The organism is Streptosporangium sp. 'caverna' (assembly GCF_003203775.1).
GTDB lineage: Bacteria > Actinomycetota > Actinomycetes > Streptosporangiales > Streptosporangiaceae > Streptosporangium > Streptosporangium subroseum.
In genome coordinates this window covers 5,337,283-5,352,566 of record NZ_CP029711.1, presented here as the reverse complement: position 1 = coordinate 5,352,566, position 15,284 = coordinate 5,337,283, and the positions used below count along the sequence as shown (strand labels likewise).

Sequence of the window (15,284 nt, the reverse complement as noted above, 5' to 3'; positions counted from 1 at the left end):
CCTTCTCGATCAAAACTATAAACTGTATTCACTTACTCTACTAAAGCGTTCCGAGCTCGCCGACCCGGACCCGCTTCACGCGCCAGGCCAGCAGGGCGGCCAGGGTGGTGCAGGCCCCGCAGACCAGGAAGGCGGCGGTGTAGGTGCCGCTCGCCGGAAGCTGGGTGCCGGGCAACGTGTTCGAGGAGAAGAGCACCCCGACGACGGTGCTGCCCAGGGAGTTGCCGACCGCGTACAGGATGGCCGTCACCCCGAGCGCCACTCCCGACTGGGACGGCGGTACGGCCTGGAGCACGATGATCTGCGCGGCGGCGAGTCCCATCGTGTTGCCGAGCGCGTAGATGGCCAGGCTCACCATCATCGTGGCGGGAATGCTGTGCGTCGCGGCCAGCGCGAAGTAGGCGACGCTGCAGCACAGCACGCTCACCGAGGCGGCGCCGGCGAAGCCGATCCGTCTGCCGATCGGCTGGAGCGCCCACGCAGCGGCCAGCCCGCCGATCCCCACCGGGATGGCGAACAGGCAGGCCTGGAGCGGGGTCCACCCGAAGCCGTACCCCGCCACCTGCGGGTTGGTCTGCGAGAACCGGGTGACCGCCGAGATCGCTCCGTAGATGCCGAACGCGATCAGGAAGACGACCAGGGTGGGCAGGCGGGTCGCCGCGTGCGTGATCACCGTCAGGTCGACGAGCGGGTGCGTGGAGCGTCGTTCCACCAGCACCCACAGACCGAGGAGGACCAGCCCGCCGATGATCAGGCCGAGGACCTCGGGGGAGCTCCAGCCCCAGGTCGGGCCCTTGCTGGTGCCCAGCAGGAAACTCACCAGGCTCAACCCGAGCAGCAGCGCGCCCGGCAGGTCGAACCCTCCCTCCGCCCGGTACGGAGACTCGCGCAGCACCAGCAGCGTGCTCGCCAGGCCCAGCGCCAGCGTCACCGCGGCCAGCCAGAAGTAGACGTGGTAGTCGTGCCCGACGCCCCCGACCAGCCCGCCGACCAGCAGGCCGCCGGCCACGCCCACGCTGTTGCCCGCGTGGATCGTGACGATGGTCCGGCGGGCGCGTTTCGGGTGCATCGTGTCGTTGGCGATCGCCTCGGGCAGGGCGAGCATCGGCGCCTGGGCGCCCATCAGCGCCCGTGCGACGAAGAGCATGACGATGTCGTGGGTCAGCGCGCCGAGCAGCGCTCCCGCCAGCGCCAGGGTCAGGCAGACGACCATGATGCGGCGCTTTCCGAGCAGGTCGGCCAGCCGGGTGAAGACGGCGAGACCGATCGCGCCCGCCAGGAGCTCGGCGGTAAGCACCCAGGCCACGTCGCCGGGGGAGAGGCCGAGCTGCTTGCCGATGGCGGGCAGCATCGGAACGATGCCCACCTGGAGGAGCAGGACGGTGAAGCCGAGATACGACAGCACGCCGACCGCGGCGTTGCCGTTCGACTCGGTGACCGAGGGGGATGAGGGGACAGGGGACGGGGAAGCCATCGTGGCCATTGACCCTCCAGGGGGTGACGGGCACCGAAGCATGTTCTGAATTACGGAAACTGTATCCACTTTTTATGTCGCGTCAATGGGCAGTTTGCACATGTATGGATGTCCCTGTCCCCGGACGGCCTTGGCTGGAAGATCCCTGATCGGGGACCCCCTGCCCCCGGATTCCGGCCCGTGGCCCGCGGTTTCGATCGTCAGGGCATCAGCAGGCCGCCGTTGACCTGGACGACCTGGCCCGTCATGTATTCGCTGTCCCGTCCGAGGAGGAACATGACCGGGCCGACGACGTCGCCGACCTCGCCCACCCGTCCCATCGGAATCGCCCGCGCCCGGTCCGCGGCGCGGGCGTGGTAGTCGGGGAAGTCGGTGAGCATCGGCGTCTCCACCGGCCCGGGGGCGACCGCGTTCACCCGTACGCCGGCGGCGGCGACCTCCAGGGCCGCCGATTTCACCAGGGCCTCCACCCCCGCCTTGGCGGCGGCGTAGTGGGCGCCGTTCGGATATCCCTTGGTCGCCCAGCCGGTGGACATCGCGACGATGCTGCCCCGGCCGCGGGTGACCATGTGCGGAAGGACGGCCCGCAGCGCGTGGAAGGTCCCGTACAGCGAGATCTCGACCACCCGCCGGAACTCCGCCGGATCCAGCTCGGTCACGGGCGCCTCCGAGACCACCCCGGCGGCGCAGACCAGATATCCGACGGGGCCGAGCTCGGCGTTCACCCGGGTCACCGCCGCCGCGACGGCCGCCGGGTCGCGCACGTCGCAGTCCAGGGCGAGCGCCGCGCCACGGGGTCCGGAGGAGCCGGACGCGGCGAGGTCGAGCACGGCGGTCCGGACGCCGCGCCCGCTCAGCGCCGCGACCACGCCCCTGCCGATGCCGCCCGACCCGCCCGTGACGATCGCCACGCCATCGGAAAGCGGTACTGTCGGGCCACTGCCGTCTTCGAGATCCGTCATCCCGGAACCCTCATTTCTCTCACGATAACTGCCAAGCTGTATACACTAAGCTCCGTGGTGAGAAAGAAGACCGTCCTCCCCCTGAGGGTCAGCGAAGAGCTCCAGCAACGCCGTACGGCACCGGACTACATCGTCGCCGTGCTCCGCGAGGCGATCTACGAGGGATCGCTGGAAGACGGCGCGATCCTCAACCAGGTCGCGGTCGCCGAGCATTTCGGCGTCTCGCGGGTGCCGGTGCGGGAGGCGATGCGGCAACTCCAGGCGGAGGGGCTGCTCAGCGCCGAGGCGCACCGCCGTCCGATCGTGCGCCGCCTGACCCTGGAGAGGGTCATGGAGATCTTCGACCTGCGCGCGATGATCGAGGGCTACCTGGTGGAAAAGGCCATGCCCAACATCGACGAGAAGGTCATCGCCCAGCTCGCCGGTTTCATCGAGCTCATGCACGAGCCGCTGGACCACAACGCGTGGCTGTCCCTCAACGCGGAGTTCCACCAGGCCCTGTACGAACCCTCCGATGCGACGACGGCGCTCGAGCTGGCGAACCAGCTGCGCGGGCGGGCCGAGCGCTACCTGCGGATGTGGAGCGAGGGGCAGGGGATCCACCGCAACGCCGAGGCGACGCGGGAGCACGAGCGGATCCTCGAATACGTCCGCAACGGCGACGTCGCCTCCGCCCGGCGCGAGGTCGAGCAGCACATCCTGCACACCCGCGACGAGGCCGTGCGGATGTATCGCAACCAGCGTCCCAAGGCCATCGTGGAGCCGGCGGGCTGAGAGCCTTGCGGAGGGTGACCTCCGCAAGGCACAGGGTCACCGTTGCCAACTTCGCCCATAAGTGTCTACAGTTTCCACATGGATTCCGTAGTGGTGGTCGGCGCGTCGCTAGCCGGACTCCGCGCCGTGGAAGCGTTGCGCGGGGAAGGATACGACGGCCGGATCGTGGTGATCGGTGATGAGACGCACCCGCCCTACGACCGTCCGCCGCTGTCGAAAGGACTGCTGACCGGAGCGACCGACCTGTCGGCGGTGACCCTGCGGCAGCAGCCTGATCTCTCGGTCGAATGGCGCCTCGGCGAGCGCGCCGTCGCCCTCCACGCCGCCGACCGGGAAGTCCTGCTCGACGGCGGGCGACGCGTTCCCTATGACGGGCTCGTCGTCGCCACGGGGGCGACGGCCCGGCGCCTCCCCACCGTGCCGGAAGGCCTCGCCGGGGTCATCACGCTGCGTACTCTCGACGACGCGATCGCGCTGAGGCGGGAACTGACGGGCCGGCCGTCGGTCGTGATCCTCGGCGGCGGCTTCATCGGGACCGAGGTGGCGTCCAGCTGCCGGACGCTCGGCCTCGACGTCACGCTGGTCACCGCGGATCCCCTGCTCGCCCGTGCTCTCGGCCCGCTCTCCGCGGGCGCGGCCGCTCGTGCCGCCGATCACGGGGTCACGGTGATCCATCCGGCGACCGTCACCGAAGTGCGCGGCCACGACCGTGTGCAAGAGGTCGTCCTCGGCGACGGCCGGACGCTTCCGGCGGACGTGCTCGTCGTGGCGGTGGGCGCGGTGCCTGCGACCGAGTGGCTGCGCGACTCGGGGGCCCGGCTCGACAACGGGCTGATCTGCGACGCCGGGCTCGGCGTCGTCGGCCTGCCCGGGGTGGTCGCCGCCGGCGACGTGGCCCGCTGGCCGCACCCGGGGTTCGGCGGCGCACCGTTACGTCTCGAACACTGGACGAACGCCGCGGAACAGGCGGTGATCGCGGCCCGGCGGCTGCTGCACGGGACCGCGGCGGGGCCGTGCGCTCCCGTCCCCTCGTTCTGGAGCGACCAGTTCGGCATCCGGCTTCAGGGGGTCGGCCTTCCCGCGCTCGCCGACGAAACCAGGGTGATCGAGGGAGATCCGGCGGGAGATCGTTTTGTCGCGGAGTTCTTCCGAACGGGTGAGCTCGTCGGGGCGGTCGTCGCGGGAGCGCCGCGCGCGCTGCTGGCCTACCGGCGCCGGCTGACCCACCCACAACGTGTTCCGGCCCTGTGAGCTGGGACGGAGGGAGCCATGAGTGGAATGGACGGGTGACGCGACCGCGTTTCAGTAGCACCCGGCAGATGCGATAAACCTGAATACACTTTTCGACATCTATGACTGCAGGCGACTGATATGACAACTCTCCCGGAGACCGCTGAGCGACTCCACCAGACCGTTCTGCCGGAAGAAGGCCTGATCCCGGCATACATACACACCGACCCGGACGTCTACCGGCTGGAGATGCAGCGACTGTTCGGGCGGACCTGGCTCTTCGTCGCGCACGAATCGGAGATCCCCGCTCCCGGGGACTTCGTCGTCCGCGACATGGGCGAGGCCAACGTGATCGTCTCGCGCGGCGACGACGGCACGGTGCGGGTGTTCCTCAACTCCTGCCGGCACCGCGGCATGAAGCTCGCGTGCGAGGACATGGGCAACGGCCCGTCCTGGCGCTGTCCGTACCACGGTTTCACCTTCCGCAACGACGGCTCGTTCCTCGGTGCTCCGTATCAGCGGTTCGCCTACACCGAAGGGCTCGAACGCGAATCACTCCGGCTCCTCGAGGCCCGCAGCGAGTCCTACAAAGGGCTGATCTTCGCCACGTGGAACCGGGCCTCCGAGCCGCTCGTCGATTTCCTCGGCTCCATGGCGTGGTATCTCGACATCCTGGTCGGCAGGGCCGAGTTCGAGGTCGTCGGCACGCCGCAGCGTTGGATCGTTCCGACCGCCTGGAAGCTTCCCGCGGAGAACTTCGCCTCCGACGCCTACCACACCGCCACGACGCACGCCTTTCTGGCCAAGCTCGGCCTGGTCAGCGGGGTGGACTTCGGTCGCGTCGGTTATCACGTCGACGCCGGCAACGGCCACGGGCTGGGCATCGGGGTGCAGGAGGACGGACCGTGGTATCCGGCCGAACTCCGCCCGGAGTATGAGCGAAACCTCTCCGAGGACCAGCTCGCGTTGCTGGATCGGATCAAGAACTTTCACGGCAACGTCTTCCCGAACCTGTCCTTCCTGATCCCCAACGTCATCGAGTTCGGCGGGCGCCGGGTCACCGGCATGACGCTGCGGCAGTGGCAGCCGATCGGGCCGGACCGCATCCAGGCGTGGTCCTGGCACCTGGTGGAGAAGCAGGCACCGGAGTGGTGGAAGGAACTGGGACGCAAAGCCTACGTCCAGACCTTCGGCACCTCCGGAATGCTGGAACAGGACGACACGGAGAACTGGGAGGCGCAGACGCGCAACTCCCAGGTGGCTCTCACCCTGGAGGAACCGGTTGTGCTGCACTACGGAATGGGGCTCGATCGCGAGCCGATGAAGGACTTCCCCGGCCTCGGCACCGTCTATGACGGCAAGTTCAACGAGGCGGCGGCCCGCTCCTTCTACCGCCGCTGGCTCGACACGGTGGCGGGGGAGGAGAAGTGACCGCGGTGATCGATCCCGGCCTCCTGTCCGCGTTCCGGTTCCAGCCCGCCGGCCCGGTGCCGTTCGAGGTGCGGCTGGCGGTGCAGGACTTCCTCATCGACGAGGCCGAGCTGCTCGACTCCCGCCGCTTCGACGAGTGGCTGGCGCTGTTCACCGACGACGTGGAGTATCGCGTCCCCGTGCGGATCACCCGTCGCATCGGCAACCCCGACGTGGTGGACGACATCTTCCACTTCGACGAGAACAAGGCGAGCCTCGGCCTGCGGGTCCGCCGTCTCGGCACCAACGTCGCCTGGGCGGAGGACCCGCCCTCCTTCACCCGGCGGTTCGTCACGAACGTCAGGGTCGCCTGGGGCGAGCGGGAAGGCGAGCTCGCCATACGCAGCTACCTGCTGCTCTACCGCAGCCGCGGCGACCGCGGCACCCATGACCTGATCTCCGGAGAGCGGCATGACCTGCTGAGGCTGGAGGCCGATCGGATCGCCATCGCCCGCCGCCGCGTGATCCTCGACCAGTCGACCCTCGGCACGAAAAACCTTGCGATCTTCTTCTGAGCCAACTCCCGACCAGCACTCCGAAAGTGACCCAGCACATGCACGTCAAACTCGACACCCAGAACTGCCAGGCCTATGCGAACTGCCTGCTGACGGCTCCCGAGGTCTTCGACCTGGACGAGGAGTCAGGCATCGCGATCATCCTCCAGGAGAACCCTCCGGAGAATCTCCGGGCCGTCGTGGAAGAGGCCGTCCGCAGCTGTCCCGTCCAGGCGCTCATCCTTGAGGGCTGACCGTCATCCCAGCGTGAGCGGCGGGAGAAACCGGACGTACGGAACGCGCCCACGCCACCCCCGAAGCCAGGCGGGTGGCGGGGCGGGTCCGGTGCCGTCGAACGATCGACGGGGATGAGGCGCTCCTCGACGAAAACCGACGATCGGCGGCTGATCGTGCCGCCTGGTTCTACGCGAGCCGACCGGTCGGCACGCGGGTGTAGCGTCTAACCAGGCGAGTCGATCATGAAGGGTGCCCGCTGTTGGAGCTGCGAGATACACGGGTGGACATGTCTCACGGTGAGCGTGTCGGCAAGTACGGCGAGGTGGCGAGCGCGTTGGCGCTGCTCAGTGACCGGCAGCTCGCCGAGTCGCTGGAGCAGGGGCGGGTTCTGGGCTCGGGGATAGGCGGCACCTCGGTGCTGCTGGACATCGCCGGCGTACCGGTCTTCGCGAAGCGGGTACCGCTGACCGACCTGGAGCGCCACGCGGACAACGTGATGTCCACCGCGAACCTGTTCGGGGTGCCCGCGTTCTGCCAGTACGGACTCGTCGAGTTCGCCGGACCGGGCTTCGGCGCCTGGCGTGAACTCGCGGCCAACGTCATGGCGACCAACTGGGTCCTGGCCGGGCGCAGCGCGGCCTTTCCCCTGCTGTACCACTGGCGGGTGCTGCCGGGAGCACCGCCGCCCACCGAGGAGCACGCCGACATCGAGGCGGTCGTGCGGTACTGGGACGGATCACCAGAGGTACGGGACCGTCTCCACGCCCTTGCCCGCGCCTCGGCCGGCATCGTGCTGTTTCAGGAGTTCATCCCCTACACCCTCGACACCTGGCTCGCCGCTCAGCTCACCGCCGGCCAGGACGCCGCGGTAGCGGCGTGCGCCATGGTCGAGTCGTGCCTGCTGACCGATGTGGCGTTCATGAACGACCAGGGGTTGACGCACTTCGACGGCCACTTCGGCAACATCCTCACCGATGGTGAACGCCTGTACATCGCCGACCTCGGACTGGCGACCTCCCCTCGGTTCGACCTGTCCAAGCAGGAGATCGAATTCCTGGAGCGCAACCGGACCCACGACATGGGTTACGCGCTGATGCGGCTGGTCAACTGGCTCGTCACCAACGTCTGCGGGGTGGCGATGCCACGAGAAGGCGGACCGGTACGGCGCAACGATTACATCCGCGCGTGCGCGGCCGGCGCGGACCCCGCCGGTGCTCCGCCGGCCGTCGCCGCGGTGATCCGCCGGTACGCACCCGTGGCGGCGGCCCTGAACGACTTCTACTGGGATCTGTTCGGCGTCGATCGGGCGACGCCGTACCCGGGCGAGAAGGTCGAACATGGCCTGAGCGCGATGCGCTGATCCGCTGCGTGTCCGTGTTTCCAGGGTTTCCAGGGTTTCTGGGTTTCCTGGATTTCCTGGGCGGTTTCCTGCCGGCCGCCGCTCAGGCCAGGGGTTCGCCGCCGTCCATCGGCAACGACACGCCGGTCATGAAGGTGCTGGTCATCGCGAACAGCACGGCGTCCGCGATGTCCTCGGCCGTTCCGATGCGTCGTGCGGGGTTGTGGGCGGTGCGCTGCCTGAACAGTTCTGCCTTCTTCTGCTCGCCGAGCCCGTCCCAGGCGCCGGTGTCGACGGTTCCGGGTGAGATGGCGTTGACCCGGATGGGCGCGAGCTCCAGGGAGAGGGCTCTGGTGACGACGTCCACGGCCCCGTTGGTGGCCGCGACGCCCAGGGTTCCGACGGTCGGCCTGAGAGCCGACGACCCGGAGAAGAGGACAAAGGATCCTCCCGTACGGACCCGCGGCGCGAAGTGCTTGGCCAGCATGATCGGCCCGATCACCTTGGTGCCGAAGGACAGCAGCAACGTGTCCGGGGTGAGGTCCTCCACGCGACCCCGAGCCCGCGCCGAGGCGGTCGACACCACGTGATCGACCTCGCCGATCCGTTCGGCCAGTGCCGCGATCGACCTCTCGTCGGTGAGATCCACTTCCTCGGCGGTGACACCGGCGTCGTCGTAGGCGTCCGCCAGGGCCTCGCGGTCGCGTCCCGCGACCACGACTCGGGCGCCGGCCGCCCGGGCCGCCACGGTGATCGCGCGGGCGATGCCGCTTCCGCGGCCGACGACGAGCACGGTCTTGTCCTGCAGATTCGCTGACATTCGGTTCTCCTTCGGGTCGTCCGAGAGTGAGGCCAGGTCGCCGCGCCCTCGAACGGGAACATTTCGGATATGAATCTTTTCGCTGCTCCGGCAGGGCTCTGCGAACGCCTGTGGAGCGCGGTGTCTGTGGAACGCGGCCCTGCCGCCGTTGGTGGAGCACCGCCCGCCCGTTCGCCCGCTGCCGCCAGGGTCTGTGGCGTTGCCGTGACACGAGAGAGCGGCGCGGCCCGCGGTCAGCGTGTGCGGACCTCGTCGGCGTCCAGACCTCGGTCGACGCCATGGGGTAGCACGGTCTGCCCGGGTTCGAGTTTCAGCCGCCTGCCGTCAAGGAACACCGCGATCTTGTCCGGTTCGAACGAGACCATGCCGGAGACGGGACTCACCTCGGTGTAGGCGTCCTGGTATGACCAGGCGGCGCGCTGGGAGTCGCCGATGTCGTAGTAGGCGGCCAGCCCCTTGTAGGGGCAGAACGTCTGTCCCTCCACCGGCGTGAGCACGCTCTCGTCGATGTCGGTCCTGGGGACGTACCAGCGAGGCGCGAAGCCGGATTCGTACAGGACGACCGGGTGCGCCGACCTGGCCACGACACGATCGCCGTCGCGAACCTCCAGCTCTCGTGACGTCCGGCGGATGTCGATCCGGTGGTAGGCGTCGGCCGCATGCCCCAGAATCCGCTCGTCCTCCTCGTAGAACGCGTCCATGGCACGCCACGCGAAAGCGACCCGCCCCTCCAACTCCCCGGCGTGGGAGGGCAACTCGACGTACTGCCATGCGGCGCGCTCCGCCTCGTGGTCTCCCTCGCGGACCGTGAACCAGGAGGTGGCGCCCAGGTCGCGATGGTGTGTGACGCGGTCGGTCCGCTGAAGCACGCCGGGCCTCACGTCTTCCAGGCGGAAGTAGGCCACCGGATATCGGCCCGGCTCGTGCAACAGCACCACGTCCTCACTGTCGGCGATCCACTCGCCTCCGAACCGGACACGCAACCTCCGGCGAAGACGCTCGGCGAACAGCAGTCTTTCCGGCAGCGGATCGGGAGTCAGGAATCTCCCGATCGCGCCTGCCGCGAGCGGACCTTGCTGCCATGACAGACCCATGATCTTTTCCCTTCTTGCCTAACCCCTTTGTATCGTTTCGATGGTTAGACTGAATCAGAGGAAGGTGTAACCTGTCAAATGACGGAGAGGGGTTAGAAATGTTCATGGCGATGACGCGGGAGGAAGAGGACGCCCTGCTGGATCTGCTCAACAGCACCCCGCTCGTCGACGGCGTCCAGCAGGACCACCTGGGTGACGCGGCCGAGGCCCGCACCTGGCTCCGGCGGCGAGGGGGGAGCGGGTCGCAGGGGGAGCGGGACACGGCGCGGCAGGCGCGGGACGCGCTGCAGTCGGTCGTCCGCGGCGAGCGGCCGCCGACGGTTCTGGCGCCGTTCCTCGAAGGTGTCGGCTACCGTCCGACCGTGTCCGAGCACGGGGTGGAATGGTCCCTCGACGTACCGGCGGAGCGCGGGCCGGCGGTCAGGGCCGTTCTCTCCTGGAGTGCCCTGGAAAGGACGAAGCCCGGACGGCTGAGGCCGTGCGCGAACGACGAGTGCCGCCTTTTCCTGCTCGACCGCAGCAAGACGAACGGGGCCCGCTGGTGCTCCATGGCCGTGTGCGGGAACAGGATGAAGGCCCGGCGGCACTACCTGCGGGCGCGTCAGCCATCGGTTGACTGACCCTGGGCGGGCGTGACGGGCTCGCGGGCGCCGAGCGGGAGCTGTGGCCCGATATCGGCCGGGGGGAGCCCGCGCCGGCCGGTTGATAAAATCGACTTTAGGGATAAAAGCGGACAGAGAGGCATGTGAAATGACGCTCTCGCTGGAAAATCGCACCGTCCTTGTCATCGGCCGAGGTAGCGGGATCGCCCGTGCCATCACCCTGGCCTCCCGCAAGCAAGGAGCCCGCGTCGTGGTCGCCGGACGCGACCGGGCAGCGCTGGGGGCCGCCTACGACGATCCCGGGATCGTGGCCGAGACCGTCGATCTCAACGACGACACGACCATCGCGACGCTCGCGGAGCGGCTCGGCCAGGTAGATCACGTCGTCTCGACCGCTTCGGCGCGCGCCCGGGGGGTCCTGGCCGCCCTCGACCGGGAAGCGCTGCGGCGCTCTTTCGACACCAAGGTCATCGGGCCGGTCATGCTCGCCAAGCACTTCGCGCCGCGCATCGCCGACGGCGGTTCCTTCGTGATCTTCTCCGGCGTCGCGGCTTTCAAGCCCGTCGTCGGCTACCTCGGCGTGGCGATCACCAACGGGGCGGTGGACTTCCTCGCCAGGTCTCTGGCACTTGAACTGGGGCCGATCAGGGTCAACGCGATCTCGCCCGGCGTGATCGACACCGGCATCTGGGACTCACTGGGCGAAGAGGGCAAGCGCGCCTACTTCGACGACCTACGCGCCCGGAACCCGGCCCGTCGCATCGGAACCGTACAAGACATCGCAGACGCGGTTCTGTATGCCATGACCAGCCCGTTCCTCACCGGTGTGACCCTACGCGTCGACGGCGGCGAACCACTGACCTGAGACACCGCCGCAACCACCGACGGCGCAGGCGGCGATACAGCAGCACGCGGCCGGCGGTACGAACCCGTTTGCGAGCGCGAGGTCACAAAATCGTTGGACAACGCCTGCACCCACGACCATCGTTGGCGGCATGCAACAGGAGGAGATCTGGGATGTCGACGCCGCCCGGGGTTATGACACACCGGGCACCGGCATGTTCGCGCCCGAGGTCCTGGGGCCAACCGTGGACCGCCTCGCCGAGCTCGCCGGTGACGGACGGGCGCTCGAGTTCGCCATCGGAACCGGCCGCGTGGCCGTGCCGCTCGCCGAGCGAGGGGTGCCCGTAACCGGCATCGAGCTGTCACCCCCGATGATCGACCAACTGCGAACGAAGGCGGACGAGGCGACGATCCCGGTGATCGCCGGCGACATGGCGACCGCCCTCGCCCCGGGGAAGTACACCCTCGTCTACCTCGTCTTCAACACGATCTCCAACCTGCTCACCCAAGCCGAGCAGGTCGAGTGCTTCCGCAACGCCGCCCGCCACCTCACACCCGGCGGCCGGTTCGTGATCGAGCTCTGGGTGCCTGAGCTGCGCAAGCTCCCACCTGGTCAGCAGGCCATGGTCTGGCACTGCGAGCCCGGCTACATCGGCCTGGACACCTACGACGTGCTGCGCCAGCACGTCGTATCGCACCACTTCCGCTTTGGCGAGAGCAAACAGGCCCAGTTGTTCCGTAGCCCGCACCGCTACATCTGGCCGACCGAGCTCGACCTCATGGCTCAGCTGGCCGGGTTCGAGCTGGAGACCAGGCATGCCGACTGGGCCGGAGCCGATTTCACCGCCGAGTCGCGTTCCCACGTGTCCGTCTACCGCATTCCGCCGGACCCGGCTCAGCCGCAGTTGCCCCAGGACTTCCAGCGGGCCGTGGCGACGGCGGCATCGCGCCCGTCATCCCAGATCGTGCCGGAGTATTTGACGCACCGGCCCTTGCCGTAGGTCTTCAGCGGACCCAGGTAGTGCTTGACCTGACGGCCCTCGTTCTTGCCGCCCGTGCGTGAGTGCGCCCCCCGCGTCTGCGTCGTGACCGTGGCCGAGACGAAGGTGGCGACGCCGACATCGGAGGTCTTGATCGTGGTGACGCAGTTGTAGCCGGTCCTGCGGTTGTACAGCAGATAGACGTAACCGAACACGTCTCCGGAGGGGGTCTTCGCGGCCTGCTTGCTGTGGGCGACCCGGGCGAAGCCGGAACCGCACACCCGCTCCGGGGTGAGCGCGGAGGCGTCCGCGTGCGCAGGATTGGTGATGATCCCTCCGATCGACAGTGCCGCGGTGAGGAGGATCGTCTTTGTGGCCCCGCGCATTCAGCCATCCCTTCTCAACCGTCCCCCGCTTTCCGGGGGATCAACGGTTGATCATTCTGCCGAAGGATCCGACACTAAATGACCGAAATGGTCAAATAAGTAATCGTCGGGTCTGGGGTGAAGGAGTCGCCTGGCCGATATGGCGGTTGGGGTTTTTGCGCACTCTGTGGTGCTTGCTGGCATATGTGGTAATCCTAAGATCACTGAGAGGCCACCCCCCACATGATCGCTGATCGGGCATCCGGAGGATCCACCATGCGACTCCCGCGTTCCCTCTCCGGCTGGACGATGGCCGTCTTCGGCTTCCTCGCCGTGGCGCTCGGCGTCGTCGGCCTGGTGTCGCCGGACACCATGCTCGCCCTCCTCGGCTTCGAGGTGCTGCAGACGCGTGACCCCGGCGACTACACGAAGGTGTATCTCGCCGCCTCCTCGATGGCCGCGGTGAACATGGGCGTCTACTACCTCCTGGCCGCCGCCGCCGACTACCGGCCCTTCTTCCTGTGGACGGTGCCGTTCCGCCTGCTGACGTTCGCGGTCTTCACCCTCCTGGTGGTGACCGGCGCCGCCCCCGCCCGGTTCGTCGGTGTCGGCATCTGGGAGGGAGTCGGCGCGGTGGTCACCGGGGCCGCGCTCTGGTGGGAGCACAGGCGCCCGGCAGGGCGGGGCGGTACGCCGTCGCCCGATGACGGGGTCTCGGCGGCAACGGTGGAAAATCCAACGGACAGCGCTTGATCAACGTCGCGGTGGAGCATCCGGGCGAGGTCGGCGCTCAGGTGAGAGGCAATCACTCGAGCATGGGAAACCGGCCGGACCGCAGCAGGGCCAGGATCGCGTCCGTTCTGGCCTGCGGCGCGGCGTAGTCGGGGTGGGCGCGCAGCACTCCCGCGGCGCCGTGCAGTTTGTACATCTGCTCGGCGGCCTCGGCGACGGTACGGCCGTTGACGGGATGCGTCGCGAAGGCCGGCCGCTTCGGGTTGATCCGGCCGACGGCGACGGCCTTGTCCACCCGCCTGGCGCACCGGCAGAACGCCTCCGGGTTCACCAGCCCGCACGTGGACTCCATGAACGCCCGGATGCGTTGCCGGGCTCGCTCCAGCCGCTTGCGGTACGCGGCCGGGGTGGTGTCGAGGATCCACGCCGCGTCCGGGGACGGCAGCTCGAAGACCTCGCCGAGGACGAACGCCACCCGCTCACCGCGTTCAAGACACTGCAGCAGGGCCTGCGAGCAGCTGAGCCGGACCTCTTCGGCGAGCAGCCGGGCCTCCGGACCGGTGTAGTCCGCCGTGGCCAGCCCGTCGGCCAGGCCTTCCCGGAAGTCGTCCAGGCTTACCCCGTGCGCCTCCTGCGGGGTCTGCCGGCGCAGGTTCAGCAGGTAGTTCACGCCGACCCGGTAGGCCCAGGTGAGCAGCTTCGCCTCGGCGCGCCAGGTGGCCAGCCGGGTGATGACGCGGATCAGGATCTCCTGGGTCGCGTCCTCGGCGTCCGCCGGTCGCCACACCATCCGCAGGGCCAGCCGGTAAAGCGGGTCCTGCAGTTGGTGGACGACCTCGGCAAGGGCCGTCTTGTCCCCGTCGACGGCCCTTGCCACCAGCTCTTCTTCTTCGCTCATGGGTGCATTGTCAGCCCGTGGCGCGTAAGCCAGCGCGCGACCGCCTGGCCGATGGCGTCCGGCTGGTCTTCCGGGGCATGGTGCCCGCCGGGGCCGACCGACTCGATCTCGACGCCCGCGTAGGTCTCCTTCACCCACGCGATCACGTCCGGCGATCCCATCGGCGTACCGGGTTCGACGGTCAGCACGAGCTTGGGCACCTCCGGGGTGTCGCCGGCCCAGTCGATGTAGCCGAGGATCTTTTCGTGGACGTCGGCCGGCTGCCCGTCGATCGGGATCTCCCTCGGCCACACCAGCGTGGGCAGCCGGGACTCCGGGTCGGGATAGGGCCTGCGGTAGACGTCGTGGTCCTCTTGCGACAGCCCACCGAGGACGCCCGCGGGCAGGTTGAACTCGATGAAGCTGTTGTCGCGCAGGATCATGTCCTCGCCCTTCGGCGAACGGATGGCCTGGAAGATCTCGGCTCCGTTGGGTGGGTAGTCGGCCCAGCGCAACGGGCGGAGGAACGTCTCGATCAACGCGATGCCCCGGACCCTGCCCGGATGGCGCTTCGCGTAGTCCAGACCCAGGGCGCCGCCCCAGTCGTGACCGACGATCACGACGTCGTCCAGGCCCATGGCGCCGAACCAGGCGTCGAGGTAGCGGGCGTGGTCGGCGAACCGGTAGCCGATGTCCGGCTTGCCGGAGTCACCCATGCCGATCAGATCCGGCGCGAGAACCCGGGCCCGGTCCTGGACGTGCGGGGTCACGTTCCGCCAGAGGTAGGAGGAGGTGGGGTTGCCGTGCAGGAACACCACCGGCCGGCCTTCGCCGGCTTCGGTGTAGGCCATGAACGAGTCGTTGACGTCGATGGTGGGCATGTGTCCGTCCTTTCGGTGCTTGCACTGGGTTGGACACATGCCTGCTCCCGGCTGTGACAGCCGGGCCGGAAGTTTTTCCGGATCGGTCACCCGCACAACGACATCACCTG

At 68.5% G+C, this 15,284-nt stretch carries 17 protein-coding genes; 10 read left to right on the top strand and 7 right to left on the bottom strand.

The features are described from left to right. Positions 1-40 precede the first annotated feature (40 nt). Complete coding sequence (locus tag DKM19_RS23705) at positions 41-1,483, bottom strand: MFS transporter (RefSeq protein ID WP_162641702.1); 1,443 nt, start codon at positions 1,481-1,483, stop codon at positions 41-43. Between the two features lie 191 nt (positions 1,484-1,674). After that, positions 1,675-2,436 carry an SDR family NAD(P)-dependent oxidoreductase gene (locus DKM19_RS23700; RefSeq protein WP_110698465.1) on the bottom strand — a complete coding sequence of 254 codons (762 nt, stop codon included), beginning with the start codon at positions 2,434-2,436 and terminating at the stop codon, positions 1,675-1,677. Between the two features lie 57 nt (positions 2,437-2,493). Here DKM19_RS23700 and DKM19_RS23695 point away from each other — a divergent pair, with 57 nt between their 5' ends. From DKM19_RS23695 to DKM19_RS23670, 6 genes are all read left to right on the top strand, one after another. Then, positions 2,494-3,210, top strand: a complete 717-nt coding sequence (locus tag DKM19_RS23695) for a GntR family transcriptional regulator (RefSeq protein ID WP_162641701.1) — start codon at positions 2,494-2,496, stop codon at positions 3,208-3,210. Between the two features lie 78 nt (positions 3,211-3,288). Then, the gene (locus DKM19_RS23690) at positions 3,289-4,461 is read left to right on the top strand and encodes an NAD(P)/FAD-dependent oxidoreductase (protein WP_110698463.1); all 1,173 of its coding nucleotides are present in this window, start codon (positions 3,289-3,291) and stop codon (positions 4,459-4,461) included. A 120-nt stretch (positions 4,462-4,581) separates the two neighbouring features. Further along, positions 4,582-5,871: a Rieske 2Fe-2S domain-containing protein gene (locus DKM19_RS23685; protein ID WP_110698461.1), complete on the top strand. Its 1,290-nt coding sequence runs from the start codon at positions 4,582-4,584 to the stop codon at positions 5,869-5,871. Then, the gene (locus tag DKM19_RS23680; protein WP_204358973.1) at positions 5,868-6,425 is read left to right on the top strand and encodes a 3-phenylpropionate/cinnamic acid dioxygenase subunit beta; all 558 of its coding nucleotides are present in this window, start codon (positions 5,868-5,870) and stop codon (positions 6,423-6,425) included. Before DKM19_RS23685 ends, DKM19_RS23680 begins: the two co-directional genes overlap by 4 nt. Positions 6,426-6,463: 38 nt before the next feature. Beyond that, positions 6,464-6,658, top strand: a complete 195-nt coding sequence (locus DKM19_RS23675; protein ID WP_089206694.1) for a ferredoxin — start codon at positions 6,464-6,466, stop codon at positions 6,656-6,658. Between the two features lie 242 nt (positions 6,659-6,900). After that, a complete protein-coding gene (locus tag DKM19_RS23670; protein ID WP_239514396.1) occupies positions 6,901-8,001 on the top strand; it encodes a serine/threonine protein phosphatase in 1,101 nt (366 codons plus the stop codon). Between the two features lie 82 nt (positions 8,002-8,083). Here the strand turns inward: DKM19_RS23670 and DKM19_RS23665 are convergent, their stop codons facing one another. Together DKM19_RS23665 and DKM19_RS23660 are read right to left on the bottom strand one after the other, a co-directional pair. Continuing rightward, positions 8,084-8,800, bottom strand: coding sequence for an SDR family oxidoreductase (locus DKM19_RS23665; protein ID WP_110698459.1), 717 nt, complete (start codon positions 8,798-8,800; stop codon positions 8,084-8,086). Between the two features lie 233 nt (positions 8,801-9,033). After that, positions 9,034-9,894 (bottom strand): DUF427 domain-containing protein, encoded by an 861-nt coding sequence (locus DKM19_RS23660; protein ID WP_110698457.1) that lies wholly within the window; start codon positions 9,892-9,894, stop codon positions 9,034-9,036. A 110-nt stretch (positions 9,895-10,004) separates the two neighbouring features. Here DKM19_RS23660 and DKM19_RS23655 point away from each other — a divergent pair, with 110 nt between their 5' ends. The 3 genes from DKM19_RS23655 to DKM19_RS23645 all read left to right on the top strand — a co-directional run bounded on the left by DKM19_RS23655 (position 10,005) and on the right by DKM19_RS23645 (position 12,340). Continuing rightward, positions 10,005-10,514 (top strand): CGNR zinc finger domain-containing protein, encoded by a 510-nt coding sequence (locus DKM19_RS23655; protein WP_204358972.1) that lies wholly within the window; start codon positions 10,005-10,007, stop codon positions 10,512-10,514. A gap of 130 nt (positions 10,515-10,644) precedes the next feature. Then, a complete protein-coding gene (locus DKM19_RS23650; protein WP_110698455.1) occupies positions 10,645-11,361 on the top strand; it encodes an SDR family oxidoreductase in 717 nt (238 codons plus the stop codon). 130 nt (positions 11,362-11,491) lie between these two features. After that, positions 11,492-12,340 carry a bifunctional 2-polyprenyl-6-hydroxyphenol methylase/3-demethylubiquinol 3-O-methyltransferase UbiG gene (locus tag DKM19_RS23645; protein ID WP_110698453.1) on the top strand — a complete coding sequence of 283 codons (849 nt, stop codon included), beginning with the start codon at positions 11,492-11,494 and terminating at the stop codon, positions 12,338-12,340. On the opposite strand, the gene DKM19_RS23640 is transcribed toward DKM19_RS23645, so the two are convergent. Then, entirely contained in the window at positions 12,235-12,705 is a 471-nt protein-coding gene (locus DKM19_RS23640; RefSeq protein ID WP_110698451.1) for a hypothetical protein, read from the bottom strand. The genes DKM19_RS23645 and DKM19_RS23640 overlap by 106 nt on opposite strands. A gap of 255 nt (positions 12,706-12,960) precedes the next feature. On the opposite strand from DKM19_RS23640, the gene DKM19_RS23635 reads away from it, so the two are divergent. Continuing rightward, positions 12,961-13,437 carry a hypothetical protein gene (locus DKM19_RS23635; RefSeq protein ID WP_204358971.1) on the top strand — a complete coding sequence of 159 codons (477 nt, stop codon included), beginning with the start codon at positions 12,961-12,963 and terminating at the stop codon, positions 13,435-13,437. Between the two features lie 52 nt (positions 13,438-13,489). Here the strand turns inward: DKM19_RS23635 and DKM19_RS23630 are convergent, their stop codons facing one another. Together DKM19_RS23630 and DKM19_RS23625 are read right to left on the bottom strand one after the other, a co-directional pair. Further along, positions 13,490-14,314, bottom strand: coding sequence for an RNA polymerase sigma factor (locus DKM19_RS23630; RefSeq protein WP_110698449.1), 825 nt, complete (start codon positions 14,312-14,314; stop codon positions 13,490-13,492). Next, positions 14,311-15,213 (bottom strand): haloalkane dehalogenase, encoded by a 903-nt coding sequence (locus tag DKM19_RS23625; RefSeq protein ID WP_110698447.1) that lies wholly within the window; start codon positions 15,211-15,213, stop codon positions 14,311-14,313. Before DKM19_RS23625 ends, DKM19_RS23630 begins: the two co-directional genes overlap by 4 nt. Between the last annotated feature and the right edge of the window lie 71 nt (positions 15,214-15,284).